The following is a 16,819-nucleotide window of genomic DNA, read 5'->3' on the forward strand; positions in this document are numbered from 1 at the left end:
AACTGCGTTGAGCAGCTAGCGTCGTACCTGTATTCGCCGCCCCTTTCGGGCGCCCCGACCTACTCGACGGTGACGGACTTGGCCAGGTTGCGCGGCTTGTCGACGTCGTAGCCGCGGGCCTGTGCGACGCCGGCGGCGAAGACCTGCAGCGGAATCGTCGACAACAACGGCTGGTAGAGCGTGGACACCGCCGGGAGCTCGATCAGATGATCGGCGTACGGCCGCACGGTGTCGTCTCCTTCCTCGGCGATGACGATGGTGATGGCGCCACGCGCCTGGATCTCGCGGATGTTCGACAGCAGCTTGGCGTGCAGCGTCGCGGCATTCTTCGGCGACGGCATCACCACGATCACGGGCAGATCGTCCTCGATCAACGCGATGGGACCGTGCTTGAGCTCACCGGCGGCGAAGCCCTCGGCGTGCATGTACGCCAGTTCCTTCAGTTTGAGGGCGCCCTCGAGCGCTACGGGATAGCCGACGTGGCGGCCCAGGAACAGTACGGTCTGCGAGGGCGCGAAACGCCGGGCCAGTGCGATGACCGGTTCCACGGTGTCGAGAACCCGCGCCACGAGATCGGGCATCGACTCGAGCTCGCGGTACTCGCGTTCCACCTCTTCGGGGTACTTGGTGCCGCGCGCCTGAGCGAGCGCCAGTCCCACCAGATAATTGGCGGTGATCTGGGCGAGGAACGTCTTGGTCGACGCGACGCCGATCTCGGGACCCGCCCTGGTGTAGAGCACCGCATCGCACTCGCGGGGGATCTGACTGCCGTTGGTGTTGCAGATCGCCAGCACCCGGGCTTTCTGCTCTTTGGCGTGACGCACCGCTTCGAGCGTGTCGGCCGTCTCGCCGGACTGCGAGATCGCCACCACCAACGTGTGGCGGTCGAGAACCGAGTCCCGATAACGGAATTCGCTGGCCAGCTCCACCTCTACCGGCAGCCGTGTCCAGTGCTCGATCGCGTACTTGGCCAGCAGCCCGGAGTGGTAGGCGGTGCCGCAGGCGACGATGAAGACCTTGTCGATCTCACGCAGTTCCTGGTCGGAGAGCCGTTGCTCGTCGAGCACGACGCGGTTGTCGACGAAGTGGCCCAACAGGGTGTCGGACACCGCTGCGGGCTGCTCGGCGATCTCCTTCAGCATGAAGTACTCGTATCCTCCCTTCTCGGCGGCCGACATGTCCCAGTCGATATGGAAAGACCGCGCACTCGCGGAGTCATCCGCACCGTTGAAGTCGGTGATCCGGTAACCGTCGGCGGTGACGACGACGGCCTGGTCCTGACCCAGCTCCACGGCGTCGCGGGTGTGCTCGATGAACGCGGCGACATCTGAGCCGACGAACATCTCGCCGTCGCCGACGCCGAGGACCAGCGGGGTGGAGCGCCGGGCGGCCACGATGGTGCCCGGGTCGTCGGCGTTGGCGAACACCAGGGTGAAGTGCCCCTCCAGGCGGCGCAGCACGGCGAGCACCGACTGCGCGAAGTCACCGGCGGTGTCGCCATCGCGGTACTGCCGGGCGACCAAATGAACCGCAACTTCGGTGTCGGTGTCGCTGGCGAACTCCACGCCTGCGGACTCCAGTTCACGCCGCAGGGCGGCATAGTTCTCGATGATGCCGTTGTGCACCACGGCGATCTTGCCTGCGGCGTCGCGGTGAGGATGGGCGTTGCGGTCGGTGGGCCTGCCGTGGGTGGCCCAGCGCGTGTGGCCGAGGCCGGTGCTGCCGGCGAGTTCACCCATGTCGGAGTCGGTCAGGGCGGCTTCCAGGTTGGCCAGCCGGCCCGCCCGGCGGCGCACGGTCAGCCCGCCGTCGCCGTCGAGCAGCGCGACGCCGGCCGAGTCGTACCCGCGATACTCCATCCGCCGCAGCGCGTCGACCACGATTGCGCAGGCAGGACGCTGCCCGACGTAGCCGACGATTCCACACATAGCCCTCCAGGGTAGTGCAAGATCCGCCTGCGGCCGGGTGGGCTACGGTCGTCTGGTGGCTCGCACGAAGAAGCTCTTCAAAGCGTTGACCCGCCGCGGCCCGCACCGCGTTCTGCGCGGTGACCTGGCCTTTGCCGGGCTTTCCGGCGTCGTATACACCCCCGAAGCGGGCATGAACCTGCCCGGTGTGGCGTTGGGCCACGACTGGCTCGCCGGCGCCGACCGATACGAGGGCACCCTGGAGCACCTGGCGTCGTGGGGCATCGTCGCCGCGGCGCCCGCCACGGAGACCAGCCTGGCGCCGTCGGTGCTCAATCTGGCCTACGACCTGGGCACCACCCTCGACATCATCGCCGGTGTCAGGTTGGGCCCGGGCAAGATCAGCGTGCATCCGACGAAGCTGGGCGTCGTCGGCCATGGATTCGGCGGGTCGGCGGCGGTGTTCGCCGCGGCCGGGATGCCGGCCAAGCCGAAAGCAGTCATTGCGATGTTCCCCACAGTCAGCGCTCCCCCTGCCATCGAGCCGGCATCGAGCCTGCAGCTGCCCGGGCTGATCCTGGCCGATCCCGGCGATCCGATGTCGCTGCGGTCCAATGCCGTCGAGCTGGCGCGCGTCTGGCCCTCGTCGACGCTGCGCGCGTTGAAGAGCGTCAAGGCCGGCGGGCTGATCGAAGGACGACGGATGGCCCGAGTCGTCGGTCTGCCCGGCGCCGACCGCGGGACGCAGAAGATTGTGCGGGCACTGATGACGGGCTATCTGCTGCACGCGCTGGCCGGCGACAAGACCTATCGCGACTTCTCCGACCCCGATGTCGAGTTGCCCAAGGCTCCGGTGCTCGACCCGTTCTCGGACGACCCGGTGGACCTGGAGAACAAGGTCATCGCCCTGTTGAAGCCATGATGCGGACCGGAATCTTCTTGCCCTACGCGGGGGCCTACTCGGCTTTTCAAGAGGCCGTGGACGACGTCGTCGAACTCGAGAAGGTGGGCATCGACATCGCTCTGGTGGCCGAGGCCTATTCCTACGACGCGATCAGCCAGCTGGGCTTCCTGGCGGCCCGCACGTCGCGGGTCGAGCTCGGTACCGGTGTCGTGCCGATCTACATCCGGACCCCGACGTTGTTGGCGATGACGGCCGCGGGGCTGGACTACGTCTCCGGCGGCCGGTTCCGGCTCGGCATCGGCACGTCCGGCCCCCAGGTGATGGAGGGCTTTCACGGTGTGCCCTTCGACGCGCCGCTGGGCCGCACCCGCGAGGTCGTCGAGATCTGCCGAAAGGTGTGGCGCCGCGAGCGGGTGCAGCACGACGGCAAGCATTACCGGATCCCGCTGCCTGCCGAGCAGGGAACAGGTCTGGGCAAGCCCCTGCAGCTGATCAACCACCCCGTCCGGGAACGCATTCCGATCACGATCGCCGCGCTAGGCCCGAGAAACGTCGAGCTCACCGCCGAGATCGCCGAGGGTTGGCAGCCGGTCTTCTTCCACCCGGAGAAGGCCGACGACGTCTGGGGCGACGCGCTGCGGGCGGGTTTCGCCAAACGGGATCCCGTCCTGGGGCCATTGGACGTCATGGTGAGCGCTCCCCTGGCGATCGGTGTGGACGTCGACGACCGGTTGGCGTGGGCCAAACCGCAATTGGCGCTCTACATCGGCGGCATGGGCGCACGCGGACGGAACTTCTACCACAACCTGGCCACTCGGTACGGCTACGGCGAGGTGGCCGACCGGATTCAGGATCTCTATCTCGACGGAAAGAAGGCCGAGGCGATCGCCGCGGTGCCCGATGAACTGGTGCGCAACGTGTCACTCGTCGGTCCGCGCGGGTTCGTGAAGGAGCGGGTGGCCGCCTACGCGGCAGCCGGTGCGACGACGCTGTTGCTGCAGCCGCTGTCGGGCGACAGGCAAGAGTCGGTGCGGTTCGTCGAGGAGTTGCGCGGCCTGCTCTGACGCCCGTGTCAGTGCCCGGTGGCATAATCGCACATATGTTCGATGCGGCGGGGTTGGCGGTGGTCGAGCAGACCGCTGACGAGGCGGCGTTGGTGGAGCGCATCGCCTGGTTGGAGCGGGTGAAGTCGGCCGCTGCGGCCGGTCAGGCCCGCGCGGCGGCGTTGTTGGATGCTCAGCGCCGCGCCGCCGAAGCCGCCGCCGGGATCCCGCCCGCCCGGCGCGGGCGCGGGCTGGCCGGCGAGATCGCCCTGGCCCGCCGCGACGCCCCGGTGCGCGGGGGCCGCCACCTCGGGCTGGCCAAAGCCCTGGTCCACGAGATGCCCCACACGCTGGCCGCCCTGGAAGCCGGGGCGCTCTCCGAATGGCGGGCCACCCTGATCGTGCGCGAATCGGCGTGTCTAAGTGTCAAGCACCGCCGCGCCCTGGACGCCGAGATGTGCGCCGATGCCGCCGCACTGGAGGGCAAAGGCGACAAGCGCATCGAGGCGCACGCCAAAACGATCGCCTACCGCCTGGACCCGCACGCGGTGGTCGAACGCGCGGCCAAGGCTGCAGCCGACCGCACGGTCACGATCCGGCCCGCACCCGACTGCATGACCAACGTGACCGTGCTGCTGCCGGTCGCCCACGGCGTCGGGGTGTACGCGGCGCTCAAACGCCACGCCGACACCACCGTCGACGAGCGCACCCGCGGGCAGGTGATGGCCGACACGCTCTACGAACGGATCACCGGCAGGCCCGCCGAGGTCGCTGAACCGGTCGCGGTGAACCTGGTCATGGCCGATCAGACACTGCTCGGCGGCGACGACAGCCCCGCGGTCCTCGACGGCTACGGGCCCATCCCGGCCGAGATCGCCCGCCAACTCATCACCGCAGCGGGCCTGGACCGGCGCTCGCAGGCCACGCTGCGGCGGCTCTACCGCCGCCCCGCCAGCGCGGCGCTGGTGGCCATGGAATCCAGAGCCAGACGCTTCCCGAAAGGGTTGGCCCGCTTCATCGCCCTGCGCGATCAGCGATGTCGCACCCCCTACTGCAACGCCCCGATCCGCCACACCGACCACGCCGTCCCGCGACACCGCCGCGGACCCACCCACGTCCTCAACGGCCTCGGTTCCTGCGAACAGTGCAACTACACCAAAGAAGCACCCGGCTGGCAGGTCCACACCAGCGAAGTCGACGGCGTGCACCACGCCGAGTTCATCACCCCCACCGGCGCACACCACCACTCGGCGGCACCCCAACCACCAGGCCCACCGGCCATCGACGTCAGCGAAGTCGAAGCCCGCATCGCGATCGCGCTCACGGGCTTACACGCCGCCTGAGCGCCTCCGCGCGGCGCGTGCTCATTCACCGACCTGCGGCAGTTCGTCGGCGGCTATCTCACATGGCGTCCCGGCCTCAGGTTCGGCGAGCGGCTCAGGCGGGACGGCCAGTGGCTCGGGCGTGACGGCCGGTGGCTCCGCCGGCGCCGGCTGCTGCTCCGCCGGCTCAGACGGCAGGACGGCCGCCGGTTCCTCCGGTGGCACGTCTACCGGCGACGCAGGTGGCGGTTCCGGTGTGCAGGTCTCGGTAGCGGCGGCATCGACCGGTTCCTCCTGCGCCTCGTCGCCTTCGTCGTTCTCCGGCTCGTCGTCCACCTCGGACTCGGGATCCTCGTCGAGCTCGGACTCGGGATCGTCGTCGAGCATGTCGACGGGCTCCTCGAGTCGGTCATCGATCTCCTCGATCTCGTCGACGTCCGTAGGGTCTCCCAACCCGGGCCGCCCCAGCTCCGCGTCGCCGATCAAACCTCCGAACAGGTCACCGAGCTGCTGCCCGAAACTCGACAACCCGCTTCCGATGTCGGGCAGACCTCCTCCACCGAGCGAAGGCATCGGCGGCGCCGTCCCCGCGCCGCCGGCCGTGTCGGTCGGTAGCGGCGGCGTCGGCATCCACTGTGGGGCGGCGGAGGAAACGGCCGGTGCCGCAGGGGAACTCGCACCCGCCGGATAGACCGGCGCGGTGGTTACGGTCGGTGCCGCATCACTCGGCGGCGCAGCACTGCCGACGACCGCCGGGATACCGGGCATCGCCGCCACACCGGAGGAGCCGGCGCCTGCAGCAGCGGCGGGCGCCCACGTCGGCCCGAGCTCACCCGGCACCTCGAAGGCAGGAGCGGATTGCGATGCGAGCTCGGCGGTCGCGGCGTCGTAGGCCGCTTCGATGGCCTCGACAGCGTCCCGCATCGCCGAGAGCCACTGTCCGCCGATCGTGTTGTCCACGAAGGGTTTGACTTCCTGATCCACCAGTTCACTGGCCGTGGCACGGTCCCCCGCCCCGGTGGTCACCGTTTCTGCCGCCATCAGCCAGTCGTCGCGCCGGGCCTGCGCAGCGGCGTCGATCGCGAGCACCGTCGCGACCTTCCCGTCGACGGCCTGCCACAAACGGTCCCTCAAGTCACCCAAGGTATGCGCAGCGGAACGCACTGCGGCCGCCGTTACCCCCGAAGAGGCGCCGTGCTCGGCGAGAAACGCCCCTGTCGCCCGCGCTCCGGTCCCCTGCCATGCCGCAGCGAGCGTCACACGCTGAGCGTCCTGCCGGGCGAGCACTCCTTCGATTGCCGCGGAAGCGGCCTGCAGCGCCGCGCAGTCCGTCTCCAGCGCAACCAGATTCATGCCGTCTTCGTTGGTGTACCACTCCCGCACCTGTGCAGCATGGGCCGTCAAGTCGGGATGCTGATATCCAAGGGCGCGACACGCCGAGACATAGCGCTCGATGTCGCCGACACCGGGTAACCCTTGGCTCAATCGTGCTGCCGCGTCGTGACTCCCGGCCACGTCAGCCCACCCGCCGGGCCGCGCGGGCATCGGCGTCGGCATACCGCTCGGCCGAGGCTCGTAGCGTCGCCGCGATCTCCGCCGACGCCCGTGACCACTGCCGCAACCCGGTGACGACGTCGTCGACAGCGGATCGGAGGGCATCCCCACGGCCGGTGTACCCGCGGCCAGCAGCAGCGCCGTCGAAAGCCAGGGCGGTCAGCTGGGTCCGCACCGCGTCGTCGATGGCATCGGCGACACCCTGGTAGTGCCGGGCGACATCGTTCAGCGCGGCCACATCGACGTGGGCAGCGTCAGTTTCTCCCATGTATGGCTTGGACGCCGCAGCGCGCCCGCCGGTTCCACTCTCAGCGCTGAGCGCTGACCTGCTCGGCGACCCGAACCGCCAATTGCCGTGCGGTGTCCTCGTCGGCGGCCTCCACCATCACGCGCACCACCTGCTCGGTACCGGAGGGCCGCAATAGGATTCGCCCCGTATCACCCAGCTGCGCCTTCACTTCGGCGACCGCCGTGCGAACCGACGGTGCATCGGCGACCGTCGCCTTGTCCGCGACCTCCACGTTGATCAGCACCTGCGGCAGCGTCTGCATCGGCGCAGCCAGCGCGGCCAGCGCCGACCGCGTCTGCGCCATGCGCGACATCAGGCGCAGACCCGTGACGATGCCGTCACCCGTCGTGCCCAACGCCGGCATCACGATGTGTCCGGATTGCTCTCCGCCCAGGGAGTACTCCCCTGCGCGAAGCTCCTCCAGGACGTACCGGTCACCGACGCTGGTCGTCCGGACGTCGATGCCGGCCGCACGCATCGCAAGGTGCAGGCCGAGGTTGCTCATCACCGTCGTCACCAAGGTGTTGGACGACAGTTCGCCGGTGTCCTGCATCGCCAGCGCCAGGATCACCATGATCGCGTCGCCGTCGACGACCCGGCCGTCGGCGTCGACGGCCAGGCAGCGGTCGGCGTCACCGTCGTGTGCGAGCCCGAGGTCGGCTCCGTAGGAGACCACCGCCGAGCGCAGCGCCTCCATGTGCGTCGACCCGCAGCCGTCGTTGATGTTCAGGCCGTCGGGTCGCGCGCTGATCGCGATGACATTGGCGCCGGCGGCGCGGTAGGCGTTCGGTGCGGCGGTCGACGCGGCCCCGTTGGCGCAGTCGACGACCACGGTTATGCCGTCCAGCCGCGTGGTCACCGCCTTGCCGGCGTGGCGGAGGTAACGGTCGAGCGCGTCCTCGGCGTCGACGACGCGGCCGATTCCTGCGCCGGTGGGCCGCTCAACCGGTCCCTGGTTGACCAGTTCCTCGATGCGGTCCTCGGTGGCGTCGTCGAGCTTGTGACCGCCCGGGCCGAAGATCTTGATGCCGTTGTCGGGCATGGGGTTGTGCGACGCGCTGATCATCACGCCGAAGTCAACATCGTAGGCGCTGGTCAGATAGGCCACCGCCGGAGTGGGCAGGATGCCGACCCGCAGCGCGTCGACGCCCTCGCTGGTCAGGCCGGCGATGACCGCAGCCTCCAGCATCTCGCCGCTGGCCCGCGGATCGCGGCCCACGACAGCCACCCGTCGGGCGTGTCCACCTGTGCTGCCGAGCCGACGAGCCGCCGCGGAACCCAAGGCCAGGGCCAGCTCAGCGGTCAGATCGCGGTTGGCTGTGCCGCGCACCCCGTCGGTGCCGAACAGTCGAGCCATGCGGACAAATTTCTCACAGCCCGCGCCCAATCACCTAAGCGACGAGGTCATCGGCCGTCACGGAGCCGAACTGATACTCGATCGAGACCATGGACGGACGAACGACACCGCCCGTACGCGGTCGCGTACGGGCGGTGCCGTCGGTGCTAGCTAGCGATTTCGGATATCAGAGTCCTCCGAGTATCCCGAGGATCTGGTTCAACAGGTCCACGATCTGTGCCAGCGGCGGAGTTCCGGACGGGCCACCGGCCAGTGCACACAACAGGTCGCCGAGCAGGCCGCCACCAGGAATCGCCGTGATGAGCAGTTCCACCTGGTTGAGCTGAACCCTCAGGCCCAGCAGCTGCAGATCCAGCGGGCCCAGGATCAGTGAGAGCACCTCACAAGTTCCCTGGAAGCTCTCGCCTGCCGCGGGTGCTGCAGCAGCTTGCGGGTTGATCTTCGCGGGCATCTCAACTGTCTGCTCCACCGGCCTCACGGGTCCCCGGCCTTGTCCCTGTGATTGCCCACCGGAGGGGTCCAGCTCGCCCTTGAGAAGGCCGGTGACAAGCAGTGGTCGCGCGTCAGGGCCTTCCCCGGGGTTGGGGTTCTCCCGGACGGGACCGGTCGCCGTGAACGTACCGGTGAAGACCTGCTTTCCGCCCGGTCCGGTACCGGTGATGTCAACGGTGTTTTGCGCGTTGCCGCCGGCAGGTGGCTGAGCCGACGCAGTTGGCGCGATGCCGAGGGCGCCGACCATTGCCATCATCGCGGCGCTCACGACAACCGCGAAGAGCCGCATTATGTGAATTCTCATGAATCACTCCTTGTCAATTGTCAAGGAAGCAGCGATCCGGTCCCCCGACCCGCAGCGGCTGACGTCGCACCGGAGGCGGTAGTGGACCGCCCCGCACCTAGCACTCGTGCTCCCACCGCAGTGATTTCCGATTGAAGGATCGCTAAAACGGAAACCGGGAAAATATTTTCGCCAGCGTTAGAAAACAGATGCACACTAATTAACTGGTGTCGCAATTAATCGGCGCCTCGGTCCACACTTCCAGCTGCGAAACAATCATGGTCCCCATCCAGACATTTACTGGCACCCGAAACCATTTGGTCGTCCGCTACCGCACAAACGACAACGCCGGGTGTGCAGGCACACCCGGCGTTGTCGATCGGTCGATCAGCGCTTGCTGTACTGAGGCGCCTTGCGCGCCTTCTTCAGGCCGTACTTCTTGCGCTCGATGGCCCGCGGGTCGCGGGTCAGGAAGCCGGCCTTCTTCAGGGCCGGCCGGTCCTCGGGCTGCACCAGAATCAGCGCCCGCGCGATGGCCAGCCGCAGCGCGCCGGCCTGGCCGGACGGACCGCCGCCGTCGAGGTGGGCGTAGATGTCGAAGCTGTCCACCCGATCCACGGTCACCAGCGGAGCCTTGATCAGCTGCTGGTGCACCTTGTTCGGGAAGTAGGCCTCGAGGCTGCGGCCGTCGAGGTCGAACTGACCGGTGCCGGGCACCAGGCGCACCCTGACCACAGCCTCCTTGCGGCGGCCGACGGTCTGGATCGGGCGGTCGATGTACACGGGCTCGCGGGGCGCCGCCTCGGTGGCGGGGTCCGTCCCGGTCTCAGTGTTGTCAACGGTCTCGGTCACTGGGCCACCTGCTTGATCTCGTACGGAACCGGCTGCTGGGCGGTATGCGGATGATCCGGGCCGGTGTATACCCGCAGCTTCTTCTGAATCTGACGGCCGAGCTTGGTGTGCGGAATCATGCCGAGGATCGCCCTCTCGACAACCCGGTCGGCGTGCTTCTCCATCTCGTCACCGAGCGAGCGCTTGCGCAGACCGCCGGGATAACCCGAATGGCGGTAGGCGAATTTCTTCTGCAGCTTGTCGCCACCGATGGCGACCTTGTCCGCATTGATGACGATGACGAAGTCGCCACCGTCGACGTTGGGTGTGAATGTCGGCTTGTGCTTGCCACGCAGCAGATTCGCTGCTGCGACGGCGAGCCGGCCGAGCACCACGTCGGTGGCGTCGATGACGTACCACGTCCGCGTGGTGTCACCGGCCTTCGGCGTGTATGTAGGCACAGCGCTACCTTTCCTTTCGGGGTCCTGCCCCGGTTCTGGATCCCGGTGACCCGGGTGCCGGTCAGGCGTTTGCGGGCGGGTGATTCTCGGCGACCGACGGTGACCCGAGGACCCGTGCTTACCGCACGCCAACGAGGCAGCTTACCCGTGGGCGTCGTCGCAGGTCAAAATGCCTTCACTGAACTCGTGCGCAGGTCGGGGGCTGTTGACCGACAATGGCGCCGTGGCGGATGCGAGCATCGATCTCGGCATGACCGAGCTACGCGAGGTCGCCAGCTATGCCGCGGCGTGCGCGCGGACCGCACTACCGATCTTTTCAGCCGGTCGTCCCGATGACGCACGGGCTCGCGCGGCCGCCCACGCCGCGCGGGCGTTCGAACTCTCCGCCGGTGGTGACCCATCGGTGGCCGACGACCACCTCGGCCGGGCGCGCGATGCCGCAACCGCCGCGGTGGCAGCGGTCCTTGCGCGCTATCCACCCGCTCCACCCGGCGGCGGACGTGTCGGAGAACTGATGTGGGCACTGGACGCCTTGCTTCGCTGACGCAGTCCTGCGCCACCGCAGCCGCCTCTCCTACGAGCCACGGTGGCGCAGAACCATCCGGCACGGGTCGTCCGGCTCTCCTCCGAACGGACCGCGCAGGTCTTCGACGAGCTAGGCGCCCCAGGCGCTCGCCGCGCTGCGGTCGGTCGCGGCGACGTCGGCGGCGCCGTCGCGGACCGCGTTGCCCAAGCTGAACAGGATCTCGTTGAGCGCGGTCACCGCCTGCTCCCAGCGCATCTGCTCGACGCGGTACGCCTCGGCCGCTTCGCGTGTCCACACTTCCCGCAGCGGCGCGATCTGGGTCCGCAACTCGTCGAGCGCACCGTTCAGTCGGGCCGAGGTGGAATGGATCTCCTGGCGGACGCTGTATTCGATCTCACCGAAGTTGTACGACAGCACATGGTCCATGACGGGCTCCTCTACATCTGGTTGGCGACCGCACCGATCTGGTGCGAATGGCTCTCGGTGGCTTCCCGAAGCGTCTGCTGGTTGAGCCGGATGTTCTCGGCGATGCGCCCAAGCGCCGCATGGAGTTTCAGAGATTCGGCATTCCACCGGTCGACGACGTCGCGGAACCGCGCGGCGGCGACACCGCCCCAGACGGACGGCGGCACGGTGCTCATCCGGCCGATGAACGCCTGCAGCATGGCCCGGATCTCCTCGTTGCGGGCGTCGGTGGTGCTGGCGACGGAGGTCATCAGGTCGAAGTCGGTGTTGAGCGATCCGCCTGTGGTCATGGGTGTCCTTTCTGCTGGCTATGTCTGTTTCGACGCGGCCGGCGCCGGTTCGGTTCCGCTGAATCCGACCGCGTTGCGCGAGCGGAGTCGACGGCCCGGTCGCACACCTGATGAACCAGGTCCACCCGTGCTGCGGGACTCTGGCAACCGATCGCGATCCGGACACGTCCGTCGGCGAGCACCGTCCACGCCACCTGCCGGTCGCCGCGCACCTCGCGATAGGTCACCGCGGGCCGGCCGACCCGCACGTCTGACGGATTGAAGTCGATGAACACGTCGCTGGATTCGGCGGCAAGCGCCGCTCGCAGTGACTCCCCGGTCGCCACCAGGTCCACCCCTGACGCGGCGATCGATTGGGTGAGATGCAGTGCCACTTGCTCGTTCGACGGCGAGACGAGTTGCAGCCGGGCCGATCCCGGGCCCGAGGTGATCCGGCGCACCGGCCAGTCCGTCGGCACCTCCACGCTGATGCGACCTTCGACCAACAAGCGGGTACCCGCGGGCTGCCCGTCACCCATCGCCGCCAGCCCGGCGACGACTGCCACCGCGGTCACCACACCGGCCGCGACCGCTGCCGCCGGCAAGCCGTGTGACGGCAGTGGGCGCTCGGCGCAGACGGCCTCTCGAGACTGCACGCTCGTCGCCGCACGCAGGGCCGCGTCGGTGTCGGCCCAGGAGACCGCGATACCCATGCCCCGCAACTGCCCGGCGATCGCCTCGCCGAGCCGGGCGGCACCGCCCTCCCTCGCCGGAGCGTCGATCAGCACCGCGGTCGGCCTTCCCACCGCGCAACACACGTTGTCCACAACGGCCGCGACGCCGCCGAGGATCGGGACGACGGTGACCGGTCCAGGACCCACCACGACGATCAGCTCGGCGGCGATCTCCACCACCACCGTCCCGTCCCGCGTCGCATGGTCGGCGAGAAGCGGTCCGCGCGCGTGAACCGACACATCGGGCACCACGGTGTGCGCCGCCGTGCGCACCAGGTCAATTCGTGCGGTCGACCACCACGTCGGGCAGACGAGGACGACGGCATCCTCATCACCGCCGATGACCGTGCGCATCAGTTCGTTCCACACGTCGCGCACCGACACCACCTGGTCGTCGAGCAAGCCCAGCTCGTCGTCGACGTGTTCGATTGCGGCACAGATTAACTCGGGTGACGCTTCGAACTGCCCACACACCCATGCCGGGCCGACCTCGACGACGCCACCGGTCACGCCGGATCCAACCAGCCGATCTGCACCACGCGTTCGCCGCGACTACGAGTGATGAAGGTGGCCCGCCCGGGCGGCTGCGGCGACGGTCGGACCGAACCGAGCAGCACGCCTTCCTCCGGCGATGCGCTCATCATCAAGCCCATGCATCCGGACTCCCGCATGCGGGCCAACACCGGGTCGAACATCGCCCGGGCCGCGCCGCCGGAGCGGCGGGCGACCAACACGTGCAACCCCAGATCGGCTGCGTGGGGCAGGAAGTCGGCGAGCGGCGCCATCGGGTTACCCGTCGTTCCCGCGACCAGATCGTAGTCGTCGACGACGAGGAAGATCTCCGGCCCCGTCCACCAGGACCTGTCGCGCAACTGCCGCTGCGTGACATCCTCGCCGGGCATGCGGGCCGTCAGGCGGTCGAGCAGCTTGTGCAGCCGAGCCGTCAACGCCGCCGGCGACGCAGCGTATCCCGACAGGTGTTCTGATTCCACCACCCCCAGAAGCGCCCGCCTGAAGTCGACGATCTCGAGTTGCGCCTCATCCGGGCGCGAGCTGCGGACGATCTCCGTGCAGAGCAGCCGCATCAGTGAGGTCTTTCCGCAACCGGACTCCCCGAGCGCCAACAGGTGCGACTGCTCGCCGAAATCGGCGACGACGGTCCGCAAGTCGTCCTCCCCCAGACCGAGAAGGAGCTGGGTCGGCGGACGGCCGCCTTCAGCTCCGTGCAGGAGTGTGTGGTGCGGTACGACGCTGGGCAGCAGCTCGACACGCGGAGCCCGGGCATCGGGCCACCGGTTGCCGAGCCGATCGACCGTCGCACCGATCGACTCGGCGAGACCGGTTGCCGAAGCCCTGCCGTCCCAGCGAGGCAACGCCGTCACCGTCTCCCGGCCGTCTGCCGTGATGCCCCGGCCCGGTGCGCGGTTCACGATCAGTCGGGCACGACGGCGGTCCATCTCGGATTCGGCGGGGTCCCCGAGGCGCAGCTCGAGGCGGGTGCCGATCTGGTCCTTCACCGCCGGACGCAACTCCGCCCACCGCGAAGCCGTTAGGACGACGTGTACGCCGAAGGCGAGGCCTTGCGCGGCGATGTTGGTGATCGGCCCCTCGAGCGTCTCGAACTGTTGACGCATCGCCGCCCAGCCGTCCACGACGAGGAAGACCTCTCCACCGCGGTCGGGTGTTCCGGCGTCACCCGTGGTGCAGCGCGCGCGGTAGTCGGCCATGGAGTCGAAACCGGCTTGGCGGATCGACTCTTCGCGCGATCGCGCGATCGACTCGATGACCGAGACCGTGCGCCGGCACAGATCGGCGTCATTCCTCGCCGCCACCGCTCCGACATGAGGCAGGGTGCGCAGGCCCGACAACGTACCCCCGCCGAAATCCAGGCAGTAGAAGCTCACCTCGGTCGGGCCGTGGATCTCGGCGAGCGCCAGCATGAGGGCACGCAGGGCCGTCGACTTGCCCGACCGCGGTGCGCCCACGATCGCGACGTTGCCGCCGGCACCGTCCAAGTGCACCGACAGCACGTCGTGACGTTGTTGGAAGGGGCTGTCCACCAGACCGATCGGGATGTGCAGGCCACGGCCGAGCGGCAGCATGTCCAGTGTCGGCGACACCGTCAGCGGCGGCAGCCAGATCCGGTGCGCCGCTTCTCCCCGATCCGCCAACCGGTTCAGCACCACCTCCGACACGGTGGGCACCGCGGCAGTGTCTTCCCGCGGACGGACACTGGGTTCGCGTCGTACAGGGGCGGCGGTGAAGGCCAGGGGACCCTGTGGCGCTGGCGCGGGCATTTCCCGCCGGCGTCGGCATGCGCCCGACACAAAGGCCGTCTGGAAGCGGGTCAGCTCACCGGAAGGGGTCTTGAGGAACGCCGCTCCGGGGGTGCTGGGCAACTGGTGGGCATCGGGCACGCCCAGAACCGCGCGGGAGTCCGCGGCCGAGAACGTCTTCAAGCAGATGCGGTACGACAGATGGGTGTCCAGTCCGCGTAATCGGCCTTCGTCCAACCGTTGACTCGCCAGCAGCAGATGGATGCCCAGCGAGCGTCCCAACCGGCCGATCGTGACGAACAACTCGGCGAAGTCGGGGTGTTGACTGAGCAGTTCGGAGAATTCGTCGACGATGATCACCAATGCGGGCAGCGCAGACAAGGACCGATGTCGCGTTCGCGCGCGGTTGTAGTCGGCGAGGCTCGCCAAGCCGCCCGCCGCCCGCAGCAGTTCCTGACGCCGATGCAGTTCCCCGGCGAGCGCGTCACTCATCCTGGCGACCAGATGCGCCGCGTCAGCGAGGTTCGTGATCACCGCGGCGACATGTCGGGCTCGCTCAAGGTCGAGAAACGTTGCGCCACCCTTGAAGTCGACCAGCACGAGGTTGAGCATGTCCGGCGAATGGGAGGTGATCAAACCCAGCACGAGCGTCCGCAGGAACTCCGACTTGCCGGACCCCGTCGCGCCCACGCACAGGCCGTGCGGCCCGATTCCTCCCTGGGCTGCCTCGTTGACGTCAAGCATCACCGGCGAGCCGTCGGGGGCGATGCCGATCGGCACCGCCGCGATGCGCGACCGTCCCTGACCCCAGCTGTTCTCTGCCTCGATCGCATGGGGATCGGCGATACCCATCAGATCGAGCCAGCCTCGGGCGCCCTGGCGGTGATACCGGTCGGCGGCCCGGGGTACATACCGTGCGAGTCGGCGGGCGCACACCGTCGCCTGAGCCTGCGTCAGCGCGTCGGGTCGACCGGCCACCTGCCCCGTGTCGTCCCGAACCGTCGATCCGTCGCAGGAGAAGAAGAACCGCATCCGCGTCGCGTCCGTCGACACGGATGCGACGTCGATCACCGTGACTGCTCCCGACAGCCGGGCGTCCGTGTCATCTCGCGCCACGACACCGTCGACGACGATCACGGCGTGCGCGGACGGCGTCTCCAGCGCCGGCGCCGCGGCCTCGAGGGTGTCGAAGACCAGCCGTGCCGGTCCCAGCGCATCGACCCGGCCGGTGTGCTGATGATGTGGCAACCATTTCAGCCAGTCCCACTCGCTGCGTTGCCCGTCGCCCACCACGGCGGCGATGTGGACCCTGTCGGGACCGTGCCAAACGGCCAGCTGACAGATCATCGCGCGCACCATCGCCAGGGCATGCTCGCGGTCGCCGTCCATCGCGAGAACACGAGTCCCCGCGAGCGCCACCGATAACGGCATCTCGTCGACCAGTGATCGGTGACTGACCAGAGCGCGCATCGCAGACGTCGTGACGGGGTCGGTGTTCTCGTCGGACTCCCCATCCGATGCGGTCAGCGGCGTGCACAGGTCCTGCGCCCCGATCCCGATCCGTACGCGGAGGAAGTCGGCGTCACCCTGGTCGCGCTCCCACATCCGCCGCCCGCCCACCAGTGTCCACAGGGTCGCGGGATCCGGGTGGCTCCAGTACTGCGACCGCCGCTGGGCAGCCACCGCGTCGGCGAGTGATTCGTCGAGTGAATCCAGGTATCGCAGGTAGGCCCGCCGGTTCGTGTCGATCTCGGCGGATCTGGCGGCACCACCCCGTGCGCCGTAGACGACCGAGCCCAGCACCGACATGGCCATCATCACCGGGAAGAACATGAACATCGGGCTGCGGTGTGACGCGGCACCGGAGGTGAAGTAGAGCGCCGTCATCCCGATGCACGCGACGAGCATCACCGCCGGTAGTAGCCGCGCCACCGGATTGCCGGGTGCCGGCTTCGGCATGGCCGGCGGCGCCTTCACCGCGATCTGCCCGGCGCTCACCGACGGCACCGGAAGTCGCTGTCCGCGAGCGAACTCCATCACCGATACGACGTCCCCAGGCGGGATCCGGTTCCATCCACAGGTGAATCACTTGCCGCGCATCGCCGT

15 protein-coding genes are annotated in these 16,819 nt (G+C 68.6%); 4 read left to right on the top strand and 11 right to left on the bottom strand.

Annotated features, from left to right (window positions below; genetic code table 11):
- Positions 1-59: 59 nt before the first annotated feature.
- Complete coding sequence (gene glmS / locus K3G64_RS03545; RefSeq protein WP_238889035.1) at positions 60-1,928, bottom strand: glutamine--fructose-6-phosphate transaminase (isomerizing); 1,869 nt, start codon at positions 1,926-1,928, stop codon at positions 60-62.
- A gap of 55 nt (positions 1,929-1,983) precedes the next feature.
- Between glmS and K3G64_RS03550 the strand changes: the two genes are divergently transcribed.
- From K3G64_RS03550 to K3G64_RS03560, 3 genes are read left to right on the top strand one after another with little or no spacing between them, the layout of a single operon-like run.
- A complete protein-coding gene (locus K3G64_RS03550) occupies positions 1,984-2,829 on the top strand; it encodes a dienelactone hydrolase family protein (protein WP_238889037.1) in 846 nt (281 codons plus the stop codon).
- The gene (locus K3G64_RS03555) at positions 2,829-3,875 is read left to right on the top strand and encodes an LLM class F420-dependent oxidoreductase (RefSeq protein WP_238889039.1); all 1,047 of its coding nucleotides are present in this window, start codon (positions 2,829-2,831) and stop codon (positions 3,873-3,875) included. The genes K3G64_RS03550 and K3G64_RS03555 overlap by 1 nt, the downstream gene beginning before the upstream one ends.
- Before the next feature lie 35 nt (positions 3,876-3,910).
- Positions 3,911-5,197, top strand: a complete 1,287-nt coding sequence (locus K3G64_RS03560) for an HNH endonuclease (RefSeq protein ID WP_238889040.1) — start codon at positions 3,911-3,913, stop codon at positions 5,195-5,197.
- Between the two features lie 21 nt (positions 5,198-5,218).
- On the opposite strand, the gene K3G64_RS03565 is transcribed toward K3G64_RS03560, so the two are convergent.
- From K3G64_RS03565 to rplM, 6 genes are all read right to left on the bottom strand, one after another.
- Positions 5,219-6,580, bottom strand: a complete 1,362-nt coding sequence (locus K3G64_RS03565) for a hypothetical protein (protein ID WP_238889042.1) — start codon at positions 6,578-6,580, stop codon at positions 5,219-5,221.
- A 112-nt stretch (positions 6,581-6,692) separates the two neighbouring features.
- Positions 6,693-6,998, bottom strand: coding sequence for a type VII secretion target (locus K3G64_RS03570; RefSeq protein WP_238889044.1), 306 nt, complete (start codon positions 6,996-6,998; stop codon positions 6,693-6,695).
- A gap of 40 nt (positions 6,999-7,038) precedes the next feature.
- The gene (glmM, locus tag K3G64_RS03575) at positions 7,039-8,376 is read right to left on the bottom strand and encodes a phosphoglucosamine mutase (RefSeq protein WP_238889046.1); all 1,338 of its coding nucleotides are present in this window, start codon (positions 8,374-8,376) and stop codon (positions 7,039-7,041) included.
- A 166-nt stretch (positions 8,377-8,542) separates the two neighbouring features.
- Complete coding sequence (locus K3G64_RS03580; protein ID WP_238889048.1) at positions 8,543-9,172, bottom strand: hypothetical protein; 630 nt, start codon at positions 9,170-9,172, stop codon at positions 8,543-8,545.
- 366 nt (positions 9,173-9,538) lie between these two features.
- Positions 9,539-10,003 (bottom strand): 30S ribosomal protein S9, encoded by a 465-nt coding sequence (rpsI, locus tag K3G64_RS03585; RefSeq protein WP_370647086.1) that lies wholly within the window; start codon positions 10,001-10,003, stop codon positions 9,539-9,541.
- Positions 10,000-10,443 carry a 50S ribosomal protein L13 gene (gene rplM, locus K3G64_RS03590; protein WP_238889050.1) on the bottom strand — a complete coding sequence of 148 codons (444 nt, stop codon included), beginning with the start codon at positions 10,441-10,443 and terminating at the stop codon, positions 10,000-10,002. The genes rpsI and rplM overlap by 4 nt, the downstream gene beginning before the upstream one ends.
- Positions 10,444-10,666: 223 nt before the next feature.
- On the opposite strand from rplM, the gene K3G64_RS03595 reads away from it, so the two are divergent.
- On the top strand, positions 10,667-10,987 hold the full coding sequence (locus K3G64_RS03595; protein ID WP_238889053.1) for a putative immunity protein: 321 nt from the start codon (positions 10,667-10,669) through the stop codon (positions 10,985-10,987).
- A gap of 111 nt (positions 10,988-11,098) precedes the next feature.
- On the opposite strand, the gene K3G64_RS03600 is transcribed toward K3G64_RS03595, so the two are convergent.
- From K3G64_RS03600 to eccCa, 4 genes are read right to left on the bottom strand one after another with little or no spacing between them, the layout of a single operon-like run.
- Positions 11,099-11,395 carry a WXG100 family type VII secretion target gene (locus K3G64_RS03600; protein ID WP_238889054.1) on the bottom strand — a complete coding sequence of 99 codons (297 nt, stop codon included), beginning with the start codon at positions 11,393-11,395 and terminating at the stop codon, positions 11,099-11,101.
- 11 nt (positions 11,396-11,406) lie between these two features.
- Positions 11,407-11,724, bottom strand: coding sequence for a WXG100 family type VII secretion target (locus tag K3G64_RS03605; RefSeq protein WP_238889056.1), 318 nt, complete (start codon positions 11,722-11,724; stop codon positions 11,407-11,409).
- Positions 11,721-12,947, bottom strand: coding sequence for a type VII secretion-associated protein (locus K3G64_RS03610; protein ID WP_238889058.1), 1,227 nt, complete (start codon positions 12,945-12,947; stop codon positions 11,721-11,723). The genes K3G64_RS03605 and K3G64_RS03610 overlap by 4 nt, the downstream gene beginning before the upstream one ends.
- The gene (gene eccCa, locus K3G64_RS03615; protein WP_305071289.1) at positions 12,944-16,750 is read right to left on the bottom strand and encodes a type VII secretion protein EccCa; all 3,807 of its coding nucleotides are present in this window, start codon (positions 16,748-16,750) and stop codon (positions 12,944-12,946) included. Before eccCa ends, K3G64_RS03610 begins: the two co-directional genes overlap by 4 nt.
- Positions 16,751-16,819 lie beyond the last annotated feature (69 nt).

Source organism: Mycobacterium sp. IDR2000157661 (assembly GCF_022317005.1).
In the GTDB taxonomy this organism is placed as follows: domain Bacteria; phylum Actinomycetota; class Actinomycetes; order Mycobacteriales; family Mycobacteriaceae; genus Mycobacterium.

Bases quoted from the DNA above. Each gene is read 5' to 3' on its own strand.
- glmS (WP_238889035.1), bottom strand. From the start codon at position 1,928: ATGTGTGGAATCGTCGGCTACGTCGGGCAGCGTCCTGCCTGCGCAATC.
- K3G64_RS03555 (WP_238889039.1), top strand. From the start codon at position 2,829: ATGCGGACCGGAATCTTCTTGCCCTACGCGGGGGCCTACTCGGCTTTT.
- K3G64_RS03560 (WP_238889040.1), top strand. From the start codon at position 3,911: ATGTTCGATGCGGCGGGGTTGGCGGTGGTCGAGCAGACCGCTGACGAG.
- K3G64_RS03570 (WP_238889044.1), bottom strand. From the start codon at position 6,998: ATGGGAGAAACTGACGCTGCCCACGTCGATGTGGCCGCGCTGAACGAT.
- glmM (WP_238889046.1), bottom strand. From the start codon at position 8,376: ATGGCTCGACTGTTCGGCACCGACGGGGTGCGCGGCACAGCCAACCGC.
- K3G64_RS03580 (WP_238889048.1), bottom strand. From the start codon at position 9,172: ATGAGAATTCACATAATGCGGCTCTTCGCGGTTGTCGTGAGCGCCGCG.
- K3G64_RS03600 (WP_238889054.1), bottom strand. From the start codon at position 11,395: ATGGACCATGTGCTGTCGTACAACTTCGGTGAGATCGAATACAGCGTC.
- K3G64_RS03605 (WP_238889056.1), bottom strand. From the start codon at position 11,724: ATGACCACAGGCGGATCGCTCAACACCGACTTCGACCTGATGACCTCC.
- eccCa (WP_305071289.1), bottom strand. From the start codon at position 16,750: ATGGAGTTCGCTCGCGGACAGCGACTTCCGGTGCCGTCGGTGAGCGCC.